A 23,812-nucleotide genomic window follows, 5' to 3' on the forward strand; every position below is an offset into this window, starting at 1 on the left:
CGGAAGAAACTTGTTTTTCTTTTTCCGCCGGCACTCTTAATACAATGTTAACAGGTTATTCATTTTGTTCATTGTGAGTTTCAGGCGGTTACATATTTTGTACAATGATTTTTAGCATCTACTTTTATATTCTAAAGTTGGCATAGGTTATGAAACCGGCGCGAGATCTCTATCTGTAGTGCCTTTTCTTTTCCCTTGCTTTTTGTTTAGCTGATTTTTATTTCTTCAAAGCTACGCGGTACTACAATCGCCACCGTATTATCCGCTAACACGCTTTCCGGCTGCCAGGCTACCGGCGCACCATCTACCATCAGCGACGATGGCTTGAAGGGGAGTCCGTGTATAATGATCCGGTGGTTTTTATAGGCTGTTTCATAATTCACATAAAACTGCTTTCTCAGCTGGAACTGTTGTGCCGTAGAGTGTTGCTTGAAGCGGATTACGTTGTATTGGCCGTTTTTATAACCGTAATGATCCCCGGCATCTTCGTACAACACGCTCTTTACTTCCTGGTCGCTGTAGTATATATGCAGCAGCATTTCTGTAACCGGCTTTTCCTGGGTGTATTGCATATCGGGATACTGCGGAATAACCACACCTGCTTTTACAAACAAAGGCATTTCGTCGAGCGGTGTAGGCACGGTAACTTCCCGGGCGCCGGTATATTGTTGGTCGTTCCAGAAATAATACCAGTTACCCGCGGGAAGGTAAACACCTTTTTCTTTCATGCCTTTTTCACTGACATGGCTGATCAGCATGGAATCTCCGAACATGAACTCATGTGAGCAGTTGTGGGTGGCCGGATCCTGCTGGGCTACAAATGCCAGCGGGCGGAGCATAGGCGTACCGTGGGTAGCATATTGCCAGAAGGTAGTATACAGGTAGGGTTGGAGCCGGTACCGAAGGGTAATGAATTTGGTGACCACTTTTTCGTATTCCGGTCCAAAGCTCCAGGGTTCCTGGTTAAAACCGGTTTCGTTGCTTGCTGAGTGGGTACGCATCAGCGGATGGAAGACTGCCAGCTGAATCCAGCGGGTATACAGTTCTCCATCGGGTTCCCCGATAAATCCGCCGATATCGCTACCGGTAAATGAAATACCGGATACGGCCAGGCGCTGACATTGTACACTGGCCAGCCAGAGATGTTCCCAGCTGGATACATTGTCGCCCGTCCATACGGAAGACCAGCGCTGGGCGCCGGAATAGCAGGAGCGGGTGATCAGGAAAGAGCGGTGCGGCATGAGGTATTTTTTCATACCAGCTGCCGTGGCCTTGCTCATCAGGTGACCATATATGTTATGCGCTTTACGGTGGCTCACCTCTTCTCCATCGTAGTCGTGGCGTACATCTTCGGGGAAGGTACCCATTTCAAAAACCGCGGGCTCGTTCATGTCGTTCCATACACCACGCACCCCTGTTTCTGCCAGACTTTTGAACAGGCTGCTCCACCATTCCCGCACTTCGGGATTGGTATAATCGGGGAATACGCATTTCCCGGGCCATACATCACCTTCCATGAGGGCGCCGTCAGCACGTTTGCAGAAGTAGTCATTTTTAATCCCTTCCTGGTAAACCGCGTAGTCGGGGTCTACCTTGATACCAGGATCTATAATTACCACCACTTTAAAGCCTTCTGCTGCCAGTTCTTTTATCAGGCCTACAGGGTCCGGGAACCACTCTTTATTCCACGTAAAGCAACGGAAACCTTCCATATAATCGATGTCGAGGTAAATGACATCACAAGGGATCTTCCTGGTTCTGAATTCTTTGGCAATTTCTTTTACGCGGGTATCGGGATAGTAGCTCCAGCGGCATTGGTGATAGCCCAGTGCCCATAGCGGAGGGAGTTCCGGTGTACCGGTAATCTTAGTATAGGATTCCGCTACTTCCAGCAGATCCGGTCCGTAAATAAAGTAGTAATTCATTTCACCGCCACGGGCCCAGAAGCTGCAGGCATCTTCCCTTTCCTTTCCAAAATCGAAAATGGTGCGGAAGGTATTGTCGAAGAAAATGCCGTAACCAATACCATGGTGCAGCCCGTAATAAAAGGGAATATTGCGGTAGAGCGGGTCGGTATCTTTCTGGTAGCCATAAGCGTCGGTACCGTAGTTTTCCAGGCGCTTACCCCGCAGGTTCAATTCCGTAGGTTTATCGCCCAGGCCGTAGAAACATTCGCCTTCCTGTACCAGTTTGCTGCAATACTGGATCTTACCGCCTTTCAGCAGGTAATGTTGCCAGTGATAACCCATTTCATCCTGGTTAATTACTTTGCCTTCTTTATCGGAAATGGTGATACGGAGGTTGTCGCGGGCAATAAATACGCGGAGGGCATCAGTATATATTTCAAAAGTTTCTTCCCATTCCTTGATACCAAACGAAATAGGCGATTCCTGCAAGGTATCGCTGGTGGCGTAGGAAAAGTCGCGTTGAAAGGTTCCTTCCGCCGCATACCTGAAGCGGATAATTTTGTCGGCTATGACCCTTACTTCGAGTATCGTTTCAGTGGTATAAAAACAAAAGTAATTTCCTTCTTTTTTCCATTCCCTTATACTATCGGGATAATGTTTGGCGCCATATTTACTTGACGAGGTTTCAACTTGCATAATCTCTTTTTCTGGGTCCGTGGCAATATAATACCGTGGTTTTAAATTACATAAAAAAATCAGACTAGTGATAACGTATCGCGTTGGAGGCAGATATTTCTGCGTTCACCTGATTATTAGTGTGCTTGACAAAAAATACTACAAAGTGATTCAATTACTCGTTAACTTCATATCAATATAATTACTTTTTGCTTTAACCTATTTTAGCAGGTGCACCTTTCCAGGAGCACCTTTTTGTTGGCGATTACCTGTTACCTGTCTTACTTTTTAATGATATCCAGCTGAGCAATTTCCTTTCCTGCCAGGTATATTTTCCTGCCTTTTCTTGCCCTGGCAGCCACATTGAATCCTTTCCCGATTTCCTGCCAGTTTTGCCCGCCATCCGTTGAAACAGCGGTGCCGGAGGTGCCGGTGGTAATGAGAAACCGGGGCGACTGGAAGGCCACGCATGACTTATAGCCTACCGGCGGTGCCTGGGGCGTTGTCCAGGTTTGACCACCATCGGTGGTAAGCAGGCAGTTACCTTTGCTGGCGGTATCCTGTTTATAGTCGCCGCCTACTGCTACTCCATCGCGGTTGTTACGGAAGGCAATGGAAAATATGCCGGTAGTGCTGCTGCCCTGTATGGTGGGTATCGTATAGGCCTGCCAGTTGCCTGTTTCTTTAAACAGCCTGGCTACCGTTCCGCCGGTGGCAAAATAAACTTTTTTCCCGGGAAGCTTGACTATACTGGTACCGCTGGCGGCAAAAATTGCTTCTCCTTCTTGCGCTACCGGCAAAATGCCCTCGGGATCTGCTTCCCAGGAGAGGCCTCCATTATGTGTTCGAATGACAATAAATTTATTATTGATCGGATCGCCGATAGCGATTCCTTCTTTATCATCAAAAAACTGCATGGCATCGAAGAAGATCCCGGGGCGATGATCGGAGAAAACGCGGCGCCATGACTGGCCCCCGTCTTCCGTTAGAAAAATAAGCGCAGGAGCACCCGCATTCAGTACTATGGCTTTGTGGTCATTAAAGGCATAAAGGGAGCGCCAGTCGCAGCTATCGCACCCCGGCACCTGTGTCCACTGCCAGTGCGCACCGCCGTCGATACTACGGCCTACCTGTCCGCCGGTACCAGAAGCCCACACGATATTATCTGTGACTACGCTCAGGCCCCGTATACTTTTTGCCGGCGGCGCCGGGGAAATGACCTTAATCTGGTATGAGGGAGCGTGCTGCTGTGCCGATGCGGGTAGCCACCCCAGGAAACAGCCCAGGCACCCTACGAACAATATATGAGAACGGAAGGCAGGCCTGCTGGTGGTAAACAGCCATAGTAAGGCTTTGAGCGAAAAGCGGCCGGAGAAGGCGAGGGCGGTAGTCATAAAGTATATCATTTATTTCCAATCTGTTATCGGGAAGAAAATTACAAAATTGCTACAAAGTGTGAGGCAGATTTATATATTTGCAGATTACCTGACCTGCTTACTTCAATACATTATTATAGTGCATCAACCGCGTCGCTTAAAAATGTTCGTCCTGTGCTGCTTATGGGGGATTATCTCCGGGGCGCTGCATGCACAGGATAAACCCTATATTTTTGACAGCTATAGTGTAAATGAAGGACTTTCTCAGAGCACGGTATTCGATATTACACGGGACGACCAGGGATTTATGTGGATTGCCACCCGCGATGGGATAAACCGGTTTGATGGTTATACTTTCAATGAATACCGTTATAAACCCAGCGCCTTATACAAGGCCGGGGAAGGCAAGGGGGAACTGGTACCCCGGGGGGCCACCGGCAGTAGCGCCGTTATCAATCGTTTTGACCTGAAGGGATATAAGGGCTTTTCTTTTTATAAGGATAGTCGTCATCAGTTGTTACTGGCGCATAACAACGGAATCAGCGTATATAATAAGTACCGCAATAATTTCCGCACCCTGCTGGAAGATACCTCCAATGTAAACGCAGCCGAGCGCGACGCCAACGTAAAATTCAGTATACTGGGCGAAGACACTGCCACTAATTCGCTGTGGGTATGGCGCCCTATGAAAGGCTTATATATCCTGGATAATACCACTTATGCTATTCGGCGTATTATCCTGTACCCGCCACAGTTCCGGCAGAAAGGCATATTGCCATCGGCCATGATCAAAGACGGGAATACTATCTGGATGAACGGAGAGCCAGGGGAACTGCTTTCCCTGAATATCAGGAACCTGCGTTTATCTACCTATTGTTTGCCGGGAGTAGGCGCCCAGCCTTTGTTGCGGAGTCTGAACAAGGACTCGATGATTATTGTAAGTCCCGGGCATATTACCATCTTCAATAAACAAAGAAATAAGTTCAGCGACCTGGCCTTTGATATTAAAAATGAGCGGGGCGAGGCTTTTGAGCCTGCTGTAGCAGAGCAGGACCAGTACGGGAATGTATGGATAGGCGGCAGTGACGGCGTGCTTATATATAGTATTACCCGCAATGAAATCATCCGTCACATTGTTAGTTTCAACACTTTTGAAACCCGCTCTTTCAATAACGTATCTTACCTGTACCGGGATAGCTCGGATAATATGTGGGTAGGCACAGATGGAGATGGTTTGAAGAAATATTCTCCGCATAAAAAGGTATTTAACCTGTACCGGTCGCCTTATATCACGCATAACATGGTGCAGGCGTTATACAAGCACGATGATGGGAAACTCTACGTAGGCCTGATGCGTGATGGGTTGAATATTTATGCAGAAGGGGGCCGGTTCCTGGAGCGTATTTCCAATGAGTTATACCCGGGAAAATTTCCGGGAGATGACCTGGGCGCTATTTGCCGGGAGGATGCAGATCATTTGTGGCTGCATTTTGCAGAGATGCATATAGGCTTGTTCAATGTACAAACGAAGGCTTTCCAGGATCTCACCGCTAAAGTGACGGCGCTGGGATTGCCGAAGCAGCGTGATGCCTATCCATTCCTGTTTAAGCGTACCAATGGCGAACTGTATTTCAACTATGGCAGCTACCTGTTGTTATTCAACGACCAGCGCAATGATACACGAACGGGTTATGAAGTAGCGGTAGTACATAATTTTACCGACGAAACGTTGACCACCTATTTCGAAGATATGATGGGTAACCAGTACGTAGGTACGAAGTCAGCTTTGTATGTAAAGAAAACCACCGACTCGCGCTGGAAGTGGGTGCAATTACCTTCCGGCACTACCGTGAAGTCGATCAACAAGAATGCGCATAAAGAGTTGCTGGTAGCCACTAACAAAGGATTGTTTATCATTGACGAGGCCAATAATATCAAGCAGCATTACAACAGTTACGACAATCCAAAACTGATTAACGACTACATGTATGGGGTGCTGTTGGACGATAAAGATAAAATTTGGGTGAGTCATAATAAGGGGTTATCGATGATTAATCCATTGGGAGGAGAGATCACTACATTCAATTATGAAGATGGGTTACAGTCGAATGAGTTTAACACCGGTGCATTTTATAAATCGATAGACGGTGAGTTATTTTTTGGTGGGATACGGGGTGTAAATGGCTTCTATCCTAAGAATTTCCGGGATAACCTGTCTAATGCCAAAGTGATTATTCGCCGTATGGAAGTGCTGGATAAGCCTTACGAATCAGATACGGCCATATCCCTCCTGAAGAAAGTAGAGCTGCCTTATAACCAGAACACGATTGCCATTGAATTTGTGGCACTGGAGTATACCAATCCGTTAAAAAACCGCGTGCAGTATAAGCTGGAAGGTGCAGATGAAGACTGGGTACAGGCAGGTACATTCCGCATGGCCCGCTATACCAACCTGCATCCGGGTAGTTATACTTTTAAAGTGAGAGGATCTAATAACGATGATATCTGGAGCACGGTGCCTACCACGCTGGAAATCGTGATTAAAATACCTTTCTGGCAATCGTTGTGGTTCCGGTTTTTATTGTTGTTGTTGCTATTGGGAATTGCCTATTATTTTTCCACGCTGTATCTCGACTATAAGATCCGGCATGAGAAGCTAAAGCTGGAAAAAGAGCAGGCGGTAGACCAGGAGCGGGCGCGTATTTCGAGCGATATGCATGATGACCTGGGATCGGGATTGTCTACCATTCGCCTGTTGAGCGAAGTGGCCAAGCGTAAGATCCAGGACCCATCGCAAACGAGGGAAGTAGAGCGTATTTCAGAGACAGCGGGAGAGATGGTGGATAAAATGAGTGAGATTATCTGGGCGATGAGTTCGGCGAATGATTCACTGGCCAACCTGATTGCATATATGCGGAGTTTTGCGGCGGAGTTCCTGGAGCATGCCCATATTACGCACCAGTTCTATATTCCTGAAACCATTCCCAATATTAAGCTGAGTGGGGGAACGCGGAGGAATATTTACCTGGCGGTGAAAGAGTCGCTACACAATGTAGTGAAACACGCGAAGGCTACCGAGGTAATTGTAGAGGTGAAAGTGCATAAGAACATGACGATAATGATTAAGGATAACGGGAAAGGATTTGACCAGGAGAAAGTGAGATTATTCGGTAACGGATTGAAAAACATTCAGAAAAGAATGTTGTCTGTAGGGGGAAATGCCGATATTACATCGAACAATGGGACAATAGTTTTTCTCGATATCCCACTAAATTGACATACATTTGTTTTTAATAACATCTAAGTGTTATAATTCCTTTTAAACATGACGGTATACTCTAAGAAAAAGTCCCAGGATAACATGGACACTATCACCATTGCGATAGTAGAAGACAATCATGATATCCGCACGGCGATGGAATTGCTGATTAATGGTTCTGACGGTTACGCCTGTGTTGGTACTTTTAATAATGCAGAAACCGCAGTTGAACAGATCCCTCAATTGATGCCAAATGTAGTGCTGATGGATTTCAACCTGCCGGGAGGTATGAATGGCATAGAATGTATTGCCCAGCTGAAGCGGGAGCATCCGGATATGCAGTTTATGATGCTCACGGTATATGAAGATGACGACAAGATCTTTATGGCGCTGGAGGCAGGTGCCAGCGGGTACATTCTGAAAAAAACTTCTCCGGGTGAGTTGCTCGAGGCTATCCGCGATTTATATGATGGCGGTTCGCCTATGAGTTCGCAGATAGCGAGAAGGGTCGTAGCATTTTTCCAAAAGCAGGCGAAGCCTAATCCGGCCCTGGAAGCTTTGACTACCAGGGAAAAAGAAATCCTGGATCAGTTGTCCAAAGGCTATCTTTATAAAGAGATTGCCAGCAATCTTTTCATCAGTATCGAAACAGTACGCCGCCACGTACACAACATCTACGAGAAGCTGCATGTAAGAAGCCGCACCGATGCAGTAAATAAATACTATAACAGATAATGAAGAAGCTGAAGGCATAAAGCTGAAAGCAAAAAGCTATTGAAGCGGATAACCTAAGCGGATATTTAGATATCATGTTGGCCATTCGCTTCAATAGCTTTTTTGTTTTCAGCTTTATGCTTTTTGCTTAGCTTCCAGCTTTTTGGAAAGATTGTGCGCAGTCAGGACTACAGCGGCTATCAACAGACAGGTAAGCTTAAATAAAAGACCAGTTTTCATAAGATAGGGATTATGCGGTTAATAGGTGAATACGGTAAAGTATAGACATAACACTCCCTGATGGCTAATGCCAGGCTGATGAAACTTGTAAAAAGCTATGGTGCAGTGCCGGTTATAAATAAACTAGTGAAAGAATGATTGATTATCTCATCATTTGCCAGGAATCAAACTTTTGCATTAGTTGCAGAAATTTGTTACCAATACGGTTATCCTGTTCTTTTTTGATAAAGTAGGTAGCTACCAGGGCCACTAATAATAGGACAGATAGCAGGATCAGACATAGTGTTTTCATAAGGACATAGGTTAGGATTGTTCAAAAACTTGACTGTTGTAAATATAGATAAATATTTGATATAAGTTTTATTTTGCATGAATTTTTTTATCCTATTTTCGGCGCCATGCCGGAAGAAATTTTTTCAGGGTAAAAAAATGGAGAATCCGCTTAATTTTAACATGTCTTATTGTATTGATTGTCAGTATCGTAAGCATAGTGTATAACTTATACTTGGGATGATTCACTGAATCCTTTATTTTTGCCAGCAATCAGATTTTGCTAAAAGATTTAGTATCCTTGCAAAATTGAATACATCCTTGAAACAATAGTATTTAGGAAATTTAATATATATGGCAAACACGGACAAAACGGATAACAAAGATCTATTTGCTTCCTATACGGAAGACTCCATACGGTCGCTGGACTGGCGGGAGCATATCCGCCTCCGGCCTGGTATGTACATTGGAAAGCTGGGAGATGGATCGAGCATGGATGATGGTATTTACATCCTGCTGAAAGAGGTGACCGACAACTGTATTGATGAGCATACGATGGGTTTCGGTAAACAAGTTGACATCAAGGTAACAGAGCATCATGTTACTGTCCGCGATTTCGGGAGAGGTATTCCTCTGGGGAAAGTGGTAGATGTAGTGAGTAAGATTAATACCGGCGCCAAATATGACAGCAAGGCCTTCCAGAAATCGGTAGGGTTGAACGGGGTAGGTACAAAGGCAGTGAATGCTTTGTCGAGCTATTTCCGGGTACAATCCGTTCGCGATGGCCGCATAAAAGCCGCCGAGTTTGAAAGAGGCGTACTGGTAAAAGAATATAAAGAAGGGACTACCACCGAAGCAAATGGTACCCAGGTTACATTTACACCGGATGATACGGTATTCAAGAACTACCGTTTTATCCCGGAGTTCCTGGAAAACCAGATCTGGAATTATTGCTTCCTGAATGCTGGTCTTACTATCAGTTTCAACGGCAAGAAATATCTTTCTAAAAATGGCTTGCTGGATTTGCTGCAACGCAAAACCAATGAAGACGAACTGCGCTATCCTATTATTCACCTGAAAGGAGAAGACATAGAGGTAGCCATCACCCATGAGAGCCAGTACGGGGAAGAATATTATTCCTTTGTAAACGGTCAGCATACTACCCAGGGAGGTACGCACCTGGCAGCGTTTCGTGAAGCGTTTGTAAAAACCGTTCGCGATTTCTACAAAAAGGATTACGATGCTACCGATATCCGGGCTTCCATCTGTGCTGCTGTTTCCATCAGGGTACAGGAGCCGGTTTTTGAATCGCAAACCAAAACCAAGCTGGGCTCACTGGTAGTGTATGAAGGCGGTCCTTCTGTGAAAGCCTTTGTACTGGAATTCCTTTCCAAACACCTGGATGATTACCTGCACCGGAACCCTGCAGTAGCAGAAGCGCTGAAGAAAAGAATAGAGCAGAGTGAGCGTGAGCGTAAAGAGCTGGCCGGGATTAAGAAACTTGCCAACGAAAGAGCTAAGAAAGCCAATCTTCATAACCGGAAACTGCGCGACTGCCGTTTACACCTGAATGATGAGGTGACGGGGAAAGACAAGGCTGAGCAGGAAGCCCGCCGTTTAAACTCTACTATCTTCATTACCGAAGGTGATTCTGCGAGTGGTTCCATTACCAAGTCCCGCAACGTGGAAACGCAGGCGGTATTTAGTTTACGTGGTAAGCCACTGAATAGTTTCGGGTTGACCAAGAAGATCGTATATGAAAATGAAGAGTTCAACCTGTTACAGCATGCGCTCAATATCGAAGAGGGACTGGAAGGACTGCGGTACAACAACATTGTAATTGCCACAGATGCCGACGTAGACGGGATGCACATTCGTTTGTTGTTGCTGACTTTCTTCTTGCAATTCTTCCCTGACCTGGTGAAGAACGGACACGTATATGTCCTGGAAACGCCTTTATTCCGGGTACGTAATAAACAACAAACGCTTTACTGTTATACAGAAGAAGAGAAGCAGAAAGCGATAAAACAGCTGGGTAACAAGCCTGAAATTACTCGTTTTAAAGGATTGGGAGAGATTTCCCCGGATGAGTTTAGCCGTTTTATAGGTGATGATATGCATATAGATCCGATTATTTTATCGAAGGATATACATATCCAGAAGTTGCTGGAATATTATATGGGTAAGAACACCCAGACCCGCCAGGAGTTTATTATCAACAACCTGCGGTATGAAAAGGATTTAGTTGAAGAAACTGTATAGCTAGGTATATGGGTTTAGTACACATTGTTTTTGGTCAGTCTTCGGTACCGGTGTTGAGCGAAGCCGTGGCGATGGATGAAAAGATGAGCGGAGAGATACGCTGTTTTGAAGATGATCTGTCGGTAGGGCCCCTGTTCATACTGGACACCAAAGAAGGCCGGGCCGGGCGTAAGCAGTTCTGGATGCAATTGGCAGGTGTTGCTTTACCTGCGGTAACAGCCGCTGAAACGGAAATGCCGGCAGCACCGGTAACGCCGGCAGATGAAGCACCGGAAGATGCTGACCGGTTCCAGGCACTGAAAGCACAGCTGAAAGAAAACCCTGACCTGGAAGTATGGATCTGGGCCGGGCAAAATGCACGGGATGTGTGTGGTTACTATTGGCTGGTGAGCCAGTTATACGATTTTGCAGGCCGTATTCATATTATTTACCTCAACAACCTGCCTTTCCTGAATGAGAAAGGAGCGGTATTTTATCCTACCCATTTGCATCAGATTTTGCCAAAAGAATTCCTGAAAGCGAAGAAGCTGGCGCGTGCTATTTCCCTCGCGGAGTACGAGCTGGATGGAGATGAATGGCATCGCCTGATGAATGAGAACGCAGGTATCCGCCTGCTGGAAGGAGGAAAGAAAATTAAAGGAGAGCCCACCCTGTTTTATGATAAGGAGTTGCTGGCGCAAAGTGGAAAAGAATTTGTGAAAGCATGGCGCGTGGTGCAACAGGTAACTGGTAAGTTGAAATACCCGGTGATGGACCAATTCCTGGGTTGGAGATTGAAGGAACTGATCCGCGAGGGCAAGCTGGAAAGCAAAGGGGAGTTAAAAACCATTCGTGATTTTGAGGTGAAACTACCGGGAGAAAATGCGCCTGTAGAAAATACTGAAAACCCCCATACTGTATGATTAAGATAACACCGCTTGCATTAATGGGCGCCGATGACCGCGGCAGTGGCTACTTTTGGGACTGTAACCGTACCGGCAATTTCGTAGTATGCTACCGCAATGCCGGTAGCAGTAGTGGACAACACTACCACGAAGGCAAGCGGGATAACAAGAACCCGGAAGTCATGTATCTCTTTACCGGCAAGGCTGCCATTCACTGGTGTGCGAAGGATGGAGATACCATTACCGTTAGCGAAGTAACAGCACCGGCAAGGGTGGAAATCCCCATCAATATATGGCACCAGCTGATTGCCATTACAGATTGCTGTTTTATAGAAATGAATTCTCTGGAAGATGTACAGCAGGACAGCGTCCGTGTATGGAGGCCCGATTTTGAAAAAATGATTAACGTAAAACCGTAAGTGTATTATACATGGATATGGAAAATAAAACATCAGACGAATCTCTGCACAATGTCATCCACGTGGGAGGCATGTATGAGAGCTGGTTCCTGGATTACGCTTCCTATGTAATCCTGGAGCGGGCCGTGCCCAGCGTGGAAGATGGGTTGAAGCCTGTACAGCGTCGTATCCTGCATGCCATGAAAGAAATGGATGATGGCCGTTTTAATAAAGTGGCCAACGTCATCGGGCAAACGATGCAGTATCACCCGCACGGGGATGCTTCTATCAGTGATGCTATTGTAAACCTGGGTCAGAAAGACCTGCTCATCGAAACCCAGGGTAACTGGGGGGACGTAAGAACCGGTGATGACGCTGCTGCCGCCAGGTATATCGAGGCCCGCCTGTCGAAGTTTGCCCTGGACGTAGCTTTTAATGCTAAAACCACTTCCTGGCAGCTGAGCTACGATGGCCGTAAAAATGAGCCATTGGCATTACCGATGAAGTTCCCGCTGCTGCTGGCACAGGGAGCAGAAGGTATCGCCGTAGGGTTGTCTACCAAAATATTACCGCATAACTTCTGCGAGCTGATAGAAGCTGCTGTGAAGTACCTGAGAGGCCGGAAGTTTGAGCTGTTTCCCGATTTTACCACTGGTGGTATGATAGATATCGCCAACTACAACGATGGTAAACGTGGCGGAAAAGTAAGGGTACGTGCGCACATTGAAGAAAAGGATAAAAAGACGCTGCTGGTAAAGGATGTACCGCATGGTATCACCACCACCCAGCTGATGGAGTCTATCGTCAAGGCAAACGACAGCGGTAAAATCAAGATCAAAAAGGTAGTGGATAATACCGCTGCCGATGTCGAAATTGAAGTGCAGCTGGCGCCTGGTATTTCTCCGGATATTACCATCGATGCGCTCTACGCTTTTACGGATTGTGAAATTTCCATTTCTCCCAACGCCTGCGTAATTGTCAACGACAAGCCGCAGTTCATCACAGCGTCCGACTTGTTAAGGGCTTCTGTTGATTATACCAAAGACCTGCTGAAGCAGGAACTGGAAATCAAACTGGCGGAGCTGCAGGAAAAATGGCATTATACATCGCTGGAGAAGATCTTCTTTGAAAAAGGGATCTACAAGGAACTGGAGCAAAAGCATAAGGACTGGGAAGCCGTACTGACAGCCATTGATAAAGGATTTAACCCATACAAGAAGCAATTGAAACGCGAAATTACCCGTGAGGATATTGTGAAGTTAACGGAGAAACCTGTACGCCGTATCTATCGCCTGGATATTAACGAGCTTAATGAGCAGATCAAGGGTATTGAGGCAGATATTAAAGAGGTGAAGCATCATTTAGCTAACCTGGTTGACTATACGGTGGCTTATTATGACAACCTGCTGAAGAAATATGGTAAAGGCCGGGAGCGTAAAACACTCATTAAAACCTTCGATACCATCCAGGTGGCGCAGGTGGCCATTGCCAATACGAAGATATATGTGAACCGGGCAGATGGATTTATCGGTACGTCCCTGAAGAAAGACGAGTTTGTAGCCGATTGCTCCGACCTGGATAATATCATCGTATTCCGCCGTGATGGCAAGATGCTGGTAACTAAAGTAGCTGATAAAACATTTGTGGGTAAGGATATTATTCACGTAGATATCTTCCGCAAGAATGACGAACGTACTACCTACAACATGATCTATGTGGAAGGTAAAACGGGCGTAAGTTATGCCAAGCGCTTTAACGTAACCGGTGTTACCCGCGATAAGGAGTACGAGCTGGCACATAAAGGAGAGAAAAACTCCAAGGTGCATTATTTCTCTGCCAATCCAAATGGGGAAGCAGAAGTGGTGACGATCAAGCTGAGTCCAAACTGTAGCGCCCGTAACAAGGAATTTGACCTTTTCTTTGAGCAGATTGCTATCAAAGGACGGAGCTCAATGGGAAATGTAGTGACCAAATATCCTATCCGGGGGGTGAAGTTTAAGGAAAAAGGCGTATCAACACTCGCAGGGCAGAAGATCTGGTATGATACCGAAACCGGCCGTTTAAATACGGAAGAACGCGGGGTATATATAGGCGCCTTTGAAGGTGACGACAAAATATTTGTGGCATTTAAGAATGGTACCTATGAGTTGACCAATTACGACCTTACGAATCGCTATGAGTCGAATGATGTCGTGTATATTGAAAAATTCAACCCGGAGAAAACAGTCACCGCCATCTATTTTGATGCTGATAAGAAACAGTTCAATGTAAAACGTTTCCGTATTGAAACGCAGACATTGAACAACAAATTTCTGTTCATTAAGGAGGGCGCTTCTAATTACCTGGAGATGGTGACGACCCATTCCCAACCGGTTGTATTGCTGAAAACAGGTAAGAAACGCAGCCCGGAAGAGGAAGAAATAGACCTGTCCGAGTTCGTGGAAGTAACCGGCTGGAAAGCAGTAGGGACAAGGATTGCCGGCGATGACCTGATCAGTGCTGAATTGCTGTCGGAAGACGAAGATCCGGATCCTAATGAAGAAGGCCCGGCAAGCGGAGGACAAGGGGAATTATTTTAAGAGCCGAAAGCGCAAAGCATAAAGCAGAAAGCTATTGTAGCGAATGATATCAGCGGATATTGACTAATACTCGCTTTGTTCATTCGCTACAATAGCTTTCTGCTTTATGCTTTGCGCTTTCGGTTTTTCCCGTTTTTTTTCCCTTAACAATTAAATAAAACAGTATCTTAATATGGATGTTTAATTTGCACCTGTCCATATTTTTATTGTTGGGATGAAATACGAGAACTTAGCCGAAACTGAATTGTTACAATTGATCTCCGCTGATAATGGCGCCGCTTATGAGGTATTGTATAACAGGTATTGGCAACCGCTTTTTCTTTTTGCCTATAAGCGGCTGAAAAATAAGGACGAATCGAAAGATGCTGTGCAGGATGTATTTATCAATTTATGGAAGCGAAGAAATACACTGCAGTTAACAGCTTCTCTGCGAACCTATCTTTTCACTGCAGTCCGGTATGAGTTACTGCGGAAAATAGCGCAGTCAAAGAAAACATCAGGTTGCGAGGAAATGGCGTTGATGCCAGTAGAAGCGGCTACTATTGATATGTTGAATGAGAAGGAACTGCAGCATGCGTTGACCATCGCCATTGATCATTTACCAGCTAAAATGAAGGAAATCTATCTCCTGAGCCGGCACCAACATAAACCCGTTGCCATCATAGCGGAGGAATTATCTCTATCTGAACAAACCGTGAAAAACCAGCTTTCCAAAGCCTTACTGCGACTGCGTCAGCATTTAAAAGAAGCGACCGTTATCCCGGTGCTCTTTCCCTGTGTTTTTTATTTCCTTAACATTTAGTTAACATATTGAAATGGTACTACCTTCGGGTTTAAGATGCTTCACTATAGCATGAGTACATCTGAATTTAAAAATATTGTTGAGCGTTACCTGAAAGGAGAGGCCAGTGCAGTAGATCAGGCGATGATTGAGGCCTGGCTGGCCGCTACGGAGGATAACCCGGTGGAACTGACTGCCGATGAGTTATCGGAAATCCGTGTGGATATGCTCCAGCATCTGAGAATTCAGAATGGGTATACCCTGGCCGCCGGGGAGCCCGCAGCCGCAGCAGCGTACCCGGAAATAAAGGAGCGGCGGTTACTATCCTGGCTGCAGCGCATAGCAGCAGTACTGGTGGTAGCTGTCGGCGTGGGAGCTTTATTTTACTGGGGGCGTACGTTCACCCGTACCAGGCCTCCGGTAACAGCAGTGAGTACGCCGGCGCCGGTTACCATTTACCGGGTGAGGGTAGTGGCTACCGATGCTGTACGGAGAGTGACGCTGCCCGACAGTTCTATCGTGCTGCTAAACCGTGCCAGCAGCCTGTATTACACCATTCCATTTGATCGTGCAGCCCGGGAAATATATATGGAACGCGGAGAGGCCTTTTTCCAGGTAAAGCAGCTGGCCGCCCATCCGTTTATTGTGCATGCCGCAAAAACCACGACGACCGTATTAGGTACCTCTTTTAATATTCGTATATCCGATAACGTTAGATCTATCAAAGTAATAGTGAAAACCGGGAAGGTACAGGTGGCCACTGGCTTATCCGTAACAGACAGTACCCGGCAGCTGAGGCCGGAGCAGGGCATTGAAATTAATACCGTTCATAATAGTATACGCACCTTTTCCCAGCCCGCAAATAGCATCACTTCCTGGTATGATGGTGTGCTGGAATTTCAACAGCATACCATGAAAGAAGTGGTAGAAGCATTAGAAAACCGCTACCAGGTCCGCATCCGGCTGGGCTCACCTGCCACGCAGCAATGCCGCGTTTCGGGCAACTTTACCAGGAGTCATACTATCACTGAAGTATTGGACGCTATATGCCTCGTACATCGTTTGTCTTACAAAAAGAAGAACAATGAATTTTTCATCTATTAATTAATAAAAAAACCGGCTATGCGCTAACATAACCGGTCACTTGTTTTGCTGACTAATCCTTCCGTAACGCTAATTACCGGATGAGGCAGCGTGTTTTTAATTCAACATAAAAACTGTTCAAATTTATGAAAAATGTAGCAAGCAATTCTACAATCCGTTATCTTATGCGCCTAAGTTTACTGACAACCTGCCTGGCCGTGGCAAGCTTGTCTTTGTGGGCCAAAAGCCTGGAGGGGCAATCTCTCAAAAAGAATGTGTCTCTTAAAGTAACCGGCACTAACCTTAACCGTATCTTACAGCAGATTGCGCGTCAAACGCACCTGCGCCTGATCTACGATGCAAAAGAGGCCGACAATTACTACATGGATTCGCTGGATACAAGGGTACGCCCGGCAGACGCGCTGCTGGACTCCCTGCTGGCGCCTACCACGTTGGCGTACCGCGAGGTGAATGACCTGCTGGTAATTTATCATAAAGATGAACAGGAGTTTGGCCTGCATGGAAAGGTGATAGACGAAGGCAGTAAGACACCGTTGCCGGGTGTAACGGTGTCGTTAAAAGGCACCAAACGCGGTAACGTTACCAACACGGAAGGTGGCTTTACGCTGGCTGCTGTAAAGCCAGGCGATGTGCTGGTGATATCGTATGTGGGCTATGAAACAAAGGAAGTGGTTGTTTCCAACAATAGCTTTCTGACCATCGCCCTGAAAAGTAGCAATGCCCGCATCAATGAGCTGGTGGTGGTAGGTTACGGCACCCAAAAGAAAGTAAACCTTACCGGCGCTGTGAGCCAGATCGATGCCAGCGCCATCGAAAGCCGCCCTATCGCTAACCTCGGACAAGCCCTGCAGGGTGCTATTCCCAACCTGAACATTAATTTTGGCGACGGCCGTCCCGGTGGCAGCGCCTCCCTGAATATACGCGGCTTTACCTCCATCTCTGGTGGCGCCCCGCTGGTACTCATCGATGGTATTCCTGCTAACATCAATACCGTAAACCCCCGGGATATTGAATCGGTATCGGTATTAAAGGATGCCTCCTCTGCTGCCATATACGGCGCCCGTGGCGCCTTCGGTGTAATATTAGTGACCACCAGGAAAGGAAAGTCCGGCAAGATGCAGATCAACTACGGCACTAACTACGGTTGGGCTACGCCTACTACCAGCACCAATTTTGTTACCAGTGGCTATGATGCTGCTATGCTGAATGATGAAGCATTTAAAATTACCCTGGGTAAAACCTACACCGGTTATACCGATGAAGACTATGCCGAACTTTTGAAAAGAAAAACAGATCCTACCTTACCTTCTGTTGTTATACAGAACCGCAAGGGTAAAGATATGTACATATACTACGGAAATACCGACTGGTGGCATACGATGTTCCGCGATGAGCTGCCATCACTGGAGCATAGTCTGAACGTAAGCGGTGGATCCGATAAAATCAACTACCTGGTATCAGGCAGGGTATATCAGAAGAAAGGGATGATGCGTATTTCACAGGACGTATATAATTCTTATAACTTCCGCGCGAAACTGGAGGCAGAAGTAAAGCCCTGGTTGACATTAACCAGCAACACCCAGTTTAATGCCAACGACTATACCTATCCGGGCAGTTCGGTTAACGGAAACTTTGTTTCTGTAAGCGTGCATGCGTTACCGTCATATGTACCCGTAAATCCCGATGGTACTGCTACCTATCGTACAGAGCTGAATAACTACACCATCGGAGATGGTATATACGCCGATCTGCTGCATGGTAAAAGTAAGGGTGCTACCAAACAAACGGAACTGATTAATACCATTGGAGCCGTTTTTAAAATTACGCCCGACTTTAATATTAATGCGAACTACTCACTGACAGTAATTAACGGCAACAGCTATCACCGGCAAACAGCCTCTCCCTGGTCAATCTTCCCGGGCATAATCAGTTATGTAAATAATGATGATCTGTGGCAACAAGACGATAACTGGACCAACCAGGTGGTAAACCTGTATGGTAATTATAACAAACGTTTTGGCAAGCATTCCCTTAGTCTTACTGCTGGGGTGAATGGTGAATTACAGCGGTATCGTATGTTGTATTCGCAACGGAAAGATGTGTTATCAGAAGATTTGAACGAAGTAGCGCTCGGTACCGGCGATGCTACCGTGAACAGCGACAGGCAGGAACTGGCGTTGCTCGGTACTTTCGGTCGTGCGGCCTATAGTTACGCCGATAAGTACCTGGTGGAATTTAACGGTCGCTATGACGGCTCTTCCCGCTTCCCTTCCAACCGTCGCTTTGGTTTCTTCCCTTCGGTATCTGCCGGATGGCGTATGAGCGAGGAAGCTTTTTTTGCGCCGGTAAAGAACGTGATCAACGATATCAAATGGCGGGCATCTTATGGTGCGTTGGGCAACCAGGACGTGCGTAACAACAACTATCCCTATATCCCGATCATGGGAATGGGTACTTTAAGCTATATCACCGAAGGCAAACGTACGCAGTATGTAAGCCTTCCTACGCCTATTTCTCCCAGCCTTACCTGGGAAAAAGTAAACTCTACCAACTTCGGGGTGGATATGAGCTACCTGCGCAACAGGTTGAATGTAACGTTCGACTGGTATGTACGCAATACTAAAGACATGCTGACCAAAGGGATGACTTTGCCCGGTGTTTTTGGCGCTTCAGAACCCCGGGAAAATGCGGCCGACCTGAGATCCAAAGGTTGGGAAGTGAACGTGGACTGGCGTAATTCGCTAAAGGTAGCCGGTAAAGCGTTTACTTATAATGTTGGATTTAACGTGGCAGACTTTAAAGCAGAAATTACCCGCTTTGATAACCCCAATAAAATTCTGAGCGATTACTATACCGGTCAGCGTTTAGGGGATATCTGGGGCTACAGCATCGCCGGATACTTCCAGTCAGACAAAGAAGCAGCCGACTGGAAAGTAGACCAGACGCAGGTCGGTAATAACATTTTCTCTGCTCCCGGCGAATGGGGGAAACTCCGCGCAGGTGACCTCAAGTTTATGGACCTCAATGGCGATGGTATTATCAACAAGGGAAAGAATACACTGGAAGATCATGGCGACCAGAAAATAGTAGGTAATTCGCTGCCTCGTTATACATTCGGTATCCGGGGTGGAGCAGACTGGAACGGTATTGATTTCAGTTTCTTCTTCCAGGGCGTTGGCCATCAGAGCTGGTATCCCGGCGCCAACGCAGATAAGTTCTGGGGCCCCTTCTCCCGTCCTTATATGTCTTTTATCCCGACGGATTTTGCGGATAAACTGTGGAGCCCTGAAAATCCAAACAGCTATTTCCCGCGGTTGAGAGGATATATCGCCCTGAATGATAACGGATCATTAAAAGAAAACAACGATAGATATATGCAGGACCTGGCTTATATCCGTTTGAAAAGCGTGATAGTAGGTTATTCCCTGCCGGAGACTTTGCTGAAGCGCATTAAGCTTACCCGTTGCCGCATTTACCTGAGTGGAGAAAACCTGCTCACTTTCACCAAGCTGAAAAGCAGGTACCTGGATCCGGAGCAGCTGACAACCGATCCTAACCTGGTAAAAACAGACGTGAATGGCCGTGTATATCCTTTCAGCAAAACGTTTTCTGCCGGTCTGGATATCAGTTTTTAATGTTTATCAACGAAAAAGAAATGACGATGAAACAAATCAACTTACTTATTATATGCTTGCTGGGCTTGATGATCGGCTCCTGTAATAAATTCATGGACAGAGACCCGCTGGCGAAAATTTCTCCCGATAACTTCTTTAAAACAGAAAAGGATTTGCGGTTGTATATCAACTCCATGTATAGCATGGTGCCGGATGCAGAAGGTATCTACAACGAGGATATGGACAATGTAGTAAAATCCAGCACTTCTGAATTTCTCACGGGCAAGCGCCAGGTGCCGGTAACCGGTGGGGGATGGACCTGGACAGAGTTAAGGAAAATCAATTATTTCCTGGTCAATTGCAATAAGGTGTTGCCTTATGCGACCACCCGCAAGTATGTAGGCGCCGCTAAGTTTTTCCGCGCCTGGTTTTATTTTGAGATGGTTAAAAAGTTTGGAGATGTGCCCTGGTACACTACTCCGTTGGATGTAAATGACCGGGCGTTGCTGCAGAAAGCCCGGGACCCGCGTAAGCTGGTGATGGATTCTGTAATGGCAGATATTGATTCAGCAATTGTATCATTGGATGGTGTTAAGAGTAATGAGCTGGTGACCAAGTGGACTGCCCTGGCATTGAAAGCACGTATTGGTTTGTTTGAAGGCACTTTCCGCAAGTATCATAAAGAATTCAATTTGCCGGATGAGAATAAATTCCTGCAAGCTGCTGCGGATGCTGCTGCCCAGCTAATGGCCGGCGGACAGTATCGCATTTTTACCAGCAGCCCGAATGTGGCTTACCGCGATTTGTTTGCCACCAAGAATGCCAATCCGGATGAAATTATTCTGAGCCGGAAATATAGCGCAGGGTTGCAACTGTATCATAACGCCAACTACTATACGATTACCGCTTCCTACGGGCAACCAGGGCTGGAGAAGAGTTTGGTAAACAGTTACCTGATGAAGGATGGCGCCCGTTTTACGGATCAGCCAGGGTATGATAAAATGCAGTTTTTCCAGGAGTGCCAGGGCCGCGATCCACGGTTGGCACAAACCATCCGCACGCCAGGCTATACCCGTATTGGTAATACGAATAAGCTGGTGCCGGATTTTGGTGCTGCCGTTACAGGTTACCAGGTGATCAAATATGTGACCGATGAATCACAGGATTCTTATGTGAAAAACGATAACGACATGCCGGTGTTTCGCTATGCAGAAGTATTACTCAACTACGCTGAAGCGAAAGCAGAGCTGGGGCAATTAACCCAGGCTGATCTTGATCAGACCATCAGGTTAGTGCGCAACCGGGTAGGTATGCCAGGCCTGGATATGGCGGCAGCTAACGCCAATCCCGATCCCTATGAGGCTGCCCGTTACAGCAATAAAAATATCAGCGGCGTTCTCCTGGAGATCCGCCGTGAGCGCCGTATAGAACTGCTAATGGAAAATTTCCGCTGGAATGATATCTGTCGCTGGAAAGAAGGGGCTATGCTTACCAAACAGTTTAAAGGCATGTATTTCCCTGGTACCGGTTCATTTGACCTGGATAATGACGGCAAAGTGGATATCGTGATTTATGAAGGAACCAAACCAACAGGACCGAAAGGACCAGCTTACCTGAAACTGGGATCAGAAATAGACCTGGAAAATGGTACTTCCGGAGGCTCCATTGTTGTAAACCGGAATATCAGTAAAACCTTCAGCGAAACACGTGATTACCTGTATCCTATACCTATACAGGAACGTACGCTGAACAGGAATCTGACACAGAATCCCAATTGGAATGACGGACTATAACAATGATGATCAAGGCCGGGAGCATTTGCTTCCGGCCTTGATTCGTTTTTAAATTTTACCCCCCATGTTGGTGATCATCGTTTCCAGGAAACGGATAGTAGCCAGGTATTCTTCTACCGTAGTTCCTTCCAGTACTTTTTTCCTGTTTTCTTCCTGTAAGGCTGCTATCTCCGCGTAAGCGGTTTTCCCTTTTTCTGTAAACATATACAGGTCTTCGGCGGGTTGCAGCCATTCCCGGGCCACCAGTGCAGCCATCACCTCATCGAGTGCTTCAACGGTCAGGAATTTGTCGACCAGGTGATAGTATAGTTGCTTGCTGATTTTTCCGTGCTTGTCGATGCTTTTCAATACCTGCCAGTGAAACCGGTTAATGCCGTGTGTTTCAAAAGCAGCATTGGTGAAGGCGGTGATCAGGCTGTCGGCTTCTTTCAGGTACCAGCCAATGGGAAGTTTGTGGGCAATGTCGGGTTGCATAAAAGTGCTTTTAATCGTTGACAGGTGTAGTGACCTCTATCAAAAATGTATCAAATGAAAAATAGAAACCATAGGTTTTGCGCATGAACTGTGGCGCTTGTGTTGCCGGGATGCCGCCCTGTAACAGGCGTTCATGCATCTGGTTCACAGCCGCCTGGCTGTCCAGGTAAAATCCTATGTGAAAGGCATCCGGGTAAGTATGATTCCCTTTCTCGTTAAAACGTTGGTGCATCAGCACCAGCACAAAGTTGTCGGGGCCTTTCAAAACAGAAAGAGCATCGTTGGGCTTAGGGTCCGTACAGGTAAAGTCGAAGTAGGTTTCGAATAAAGCGCGTGTTGCCGGCACATCCTGCACGCTGAGATTGAGGTGATTTAATTGCATGTTTAAACAGATAATAAATGAATGTTCGCTCTTTTAAATGCAAATATAAACGAATGACTGTTCTTTTATAAATTATTTTTTTTGAGAGATAGATGTACGGCCTATTGTTTCTTTTTCGGGGCCGGTTTCTTCGGAGTTGGCTGTTCGAGATAATCTTCCGCACTTTTAGGCTGGGTCATGCTTTTCTTTTTCTGGTCCAGTGGCAGGGGGGTAGGAGCACCTTTTCCCAGTGGAATGGCATCATGGAAGATTTTATCGACATGCATCCACTTGCCAGCCGCCCATTTAAAACCTTCATAGTCCATATCGGATACGTAGGTATATTTCTTCCCGGGTTCATTGGTTTCGGATATCAGGTGATCAAATACGATCATATCCAGCTCTTTATTGTAATTCAGCGTGGCAGTGCTTTCCTTTTTATATTCTATGATAAAACGATTTCTGACCGGCTTAGGGACGCTATCTTCTGCAAAGCTGAAGTAGGGGCCGCCGAATACCGGTACCCCGTTTTTAAAGGTCAGTATTTCAATTATTTTCTTCTGGCTACGTGGGTTATTGGCATCCCAGCCAAAGAGCGTATAAAACTCCTGGTTGAAATAGTGACGGTGAATGATATTGTAATACAGGCAGCCGTACCAGGACTTGTTGTTGGTAATGGTGTCGGTATTGGTCATAAAGTCGGAGGCATCAAATAATGGAAACAGTTTGAGCGTTCCATCAGGCGTATTCATCTGGATGGCGCCAAAATGCCTGTAGAAGCCATTTTCGTGCTCAAGTGCCCAGGTAAAGACCCGGAAGGTACTATCCTGCGGATACTGAATGGATACTGTTTTCAGCGAATCGAACCGGAAACGGAAAGAATATTTTGTTTTCAATGTCCGCACCAGGAGGGGAATAAACTCATCTGTGGCCCTGGCCCGGCCATCATCGCCTTTGCCGCTAAAGATTTCCTGGCTTAGTGCCTGCAGGGTATCCTGGTCGCGCTTCAGCTGTTTTAAGCCAGCAGCATCTGGTTGCTGTGCATAGGTGAGTAAGCCGGTAAGGAGCAGGATAATTGACAGGAGTGGTTTTTTTGCCATATCTATTATACGGTTCAGAAA

At 46.4% G+C, this 23,812-nt stretch carries 16 protein-coding genes; 10 read left to right on the forward strand and 6 right to left on the reverse strand.

All coding sequences use genetic code 11. The features are described from left to right. Positions 1-206: 206 nt before the first annotated feature. The gene (locus tag HGH91_RS19430; protein ID WP_168740445.1) at positions 207-2,603 is read right to left on the reverse strand and encodes a glycoside hydrolase family 31 protein; all 2,397 of its coding nucleotides are present in this window, start codon (positions 2,601-2,603) and stop codon (positions 207-209) included. A gap of 260 nt (positions 2,604-2,863) precedes the next feature. Then, positions 2,864-3,976: a YCF48-related protein gene (locus HGH91_RS19435; protein ID WP_168740446.1), complete on the reverse strand. Its 1,113-nt coding sequence runs from the start codon at positions 3,974-3,976 to the stop codon at positions 2,864-2,866. 145 nt (positions 3,977-4,121) lie between these two features. On the opposite strand from HGH91_RS19435, the gene HGH91_RS19440 reads away from it, so the two are divergent. Continuing rightward, positions 4,122-7,235: a sensor histidine kinase gene (locus HGH91_RS19440; protein WP_168740447.1), complete on the forward strand. Its 3,114-nt coding sequence runs from the start codon at positions 4,122-4,124 to the stop codon at positions 7,233-7,235. A gap of 48 nt (positions 7,236-7,283) precedes the next feature. After that, complete coding sequence (locus HGH91_RS19445; protein WP_079468073.1) at positions 7,284-7,952, forward strand: response regulator transcription factor; 669 nt, start codon at positions 7,284-7,286, stop codon at positions 7,950-7,952. A gap of 361 nt (positions 7,953-8,313) precedes the next feature. On the opposite strand, the gene HGH91_RS19450 is transcribed toward HGH91_RS19445, so the two are convergent. After that, positions 8,314-8,463: a hypothetical protein gene (locus HGH91_RS19450; protein ID WP_168740448.1), complete on the reverse strand. Its 150-nt coding sequence runs from the start codon at positions 8,461-8,463 to the stop codon at positions 8,314-8,316. A gap of 332 nt (positions 8,464-8,795) precedes the next feature. On the opposite strand from HGH91_RS19450, the gene HGH91_RS19455 reads away from it, so the two are divergent. The 8 genes from HGH91_RS19455 (at position 8,796) to HGH91_RS19490 (ending at position 21,856) form a co-directional block, all read left to right on the forward strand. Continuing rightward, on the forward strand, positions 8,796-10,703 hold the full coding sequence (locus HGH91_RS19455) for a DNA topoisomerase IV subunit B (protein ID WP_168740449.1): 1,908 nt from the start codon (positions 8,796-8,798) through the stop codon (positions 10,701-10,703). Positions 10,704-10,711: 8 nt separating this feature from the next. After that, positions 10,712-11,605 (forward strand): DUF1835 domain-containing protein, encoded by an 894-nt coding sequence (locus HGH91_RS19460; RefSeq protein ID WP_168740450.1) that lies wholly within the window; start codon positions 10,712-10,714, stop codon positions 11,603-11,605. Beyond that, positions 11,602-12,006, forward strand: coding sequence for a hypothetical protein (locus tag HGH91_RS19465; protein WP_168740451.1), 405 nt, complete (start codon positions 11,602-11,604; stop codon positions 12,004-12,006). The genes HGH91_RS19460 and HGH91_RS19465 overlap by 4 nt, the downstream gene beginning before the upstream one ends. Positions 12,007-12,023: 17 nt before the next feature. After that, positions 12,024-14,564: a DNA gyrase/topoisomerase IV subunit A gene (locus tag HGH91_RS19470; RefSeq protein WP_247651784.1), complete on the forward strand. Its 2,541-nt coding sequence runs from the start codon at positions 12,024-12,026 to the stop codon at positions 14,562-14,564. Positions 14,565-14,778: 214 nt separating this feature from the next. Then, positions 14,779-15,366 carry an RNA polymerase sigma factor gene (locus HGH91_RS19475; protein WP_168740453.1) on the forward strand — a complete coding sequence of 196 codons (588 nt, stop codon included), beginning with the start codon at positions 14,779-14,781 and terminating at the stop codon, positions 15,364-15,366. Positions 15,367-15,417: 51 nt separating this feature from the next. Then, positions 15,418-16,449 (forward strand): FecR family protein, encoded by a 1,032-nt coding sequence (locus tag HGH91_RS19480; protein WP_168740454.1) that lies wholly within the window; start codon positions 15,418-15,420, stop codon positions 16,447-16,449. Positions 16,450-16,613: 164 nt separating this feature from the next. Continuing rightward, a complete protein-coding gene (locus HGH91_RS19485; RefSeq protein ID WP_211092360.1) occupies positions 16,614-20,084 on the forward strand; it encodes a SusC/RagA family TonB-linked outer membrane protein in 3,471 nt (1,156 codons plus the stop codon). A 26-nt stretch (positions 20,085-20,110) separates the two neighbouring features. Then, complete coding sequence (locus tag HGH91_RS19490) at positions 20,111-21,856, forward strand: RagB/SusD family nutrient uptake outer membrane protein (RefSeq protein WP_168740456.1); 1,746 nt, start codon at positions 20,111-20,113, stop codon at positions 21,854-21,856. A 48-nt stretch (positions 21,857-21,904) separates the two neighbouring features. Here the strand turns inward: HGH91_RS19490 and HGH91_RS19495 are convergent, their stop codons facing one another. The 3 genes from HGH91_RS19495 to HGH91_RS19505 all read right to left on the reverse strand — a co-directional run bounded on the left by HGH91_RS19495 (position 21,905) and on the right by HGH91_RS19505 (position 23,791). Next, positions 21,905-22,330, reverse strand: a complete 426-nt coding sequence (locus tag HGH91_RS19495) for a MarR family winged helix-turn-helix transcriptional regulator (protein WP_168740457.1) — start codon at positions 22,328-22,330, stop codon at positions 21,905-21,907. A 10-nt stretch (positions 22,331-22,340) separates the two neighbouring features. Then, complete coding sequence (locus HGH91_RS19500) at positions 22,341-22,712, reverse strand: VOC family protein (RefSeq protein ID WP_168740458.1); 372 nt, start codon at positions 22,710-22,712, stop codon at positions 22,341-22,343. Positions 22,713-22,813: 101 nt separating this feature from the next. After that, complete coding sequence (locus HGH91_RS19505) at positions 22,814-23,791, reverse strand: hypothetical protein (RefSeq protein ID WP_168740459.1); 978 nt, start codon at positions 23,789-23,791, stop codon at positions 22,814-22,816. Positions 23,792-23,812: the final 21 nt, after the last annotated feature.

Origin of the sequence: Chitinophaga eiseniae (genome assembly GCF_012641265.1) — a bacterium.
GTDB lineage: Bacteria > Bacteroidota > Bacteroidia > Chitinophagales > Chitinophagaceae > Chitinophaga > Chitinophaga eiseniae_A.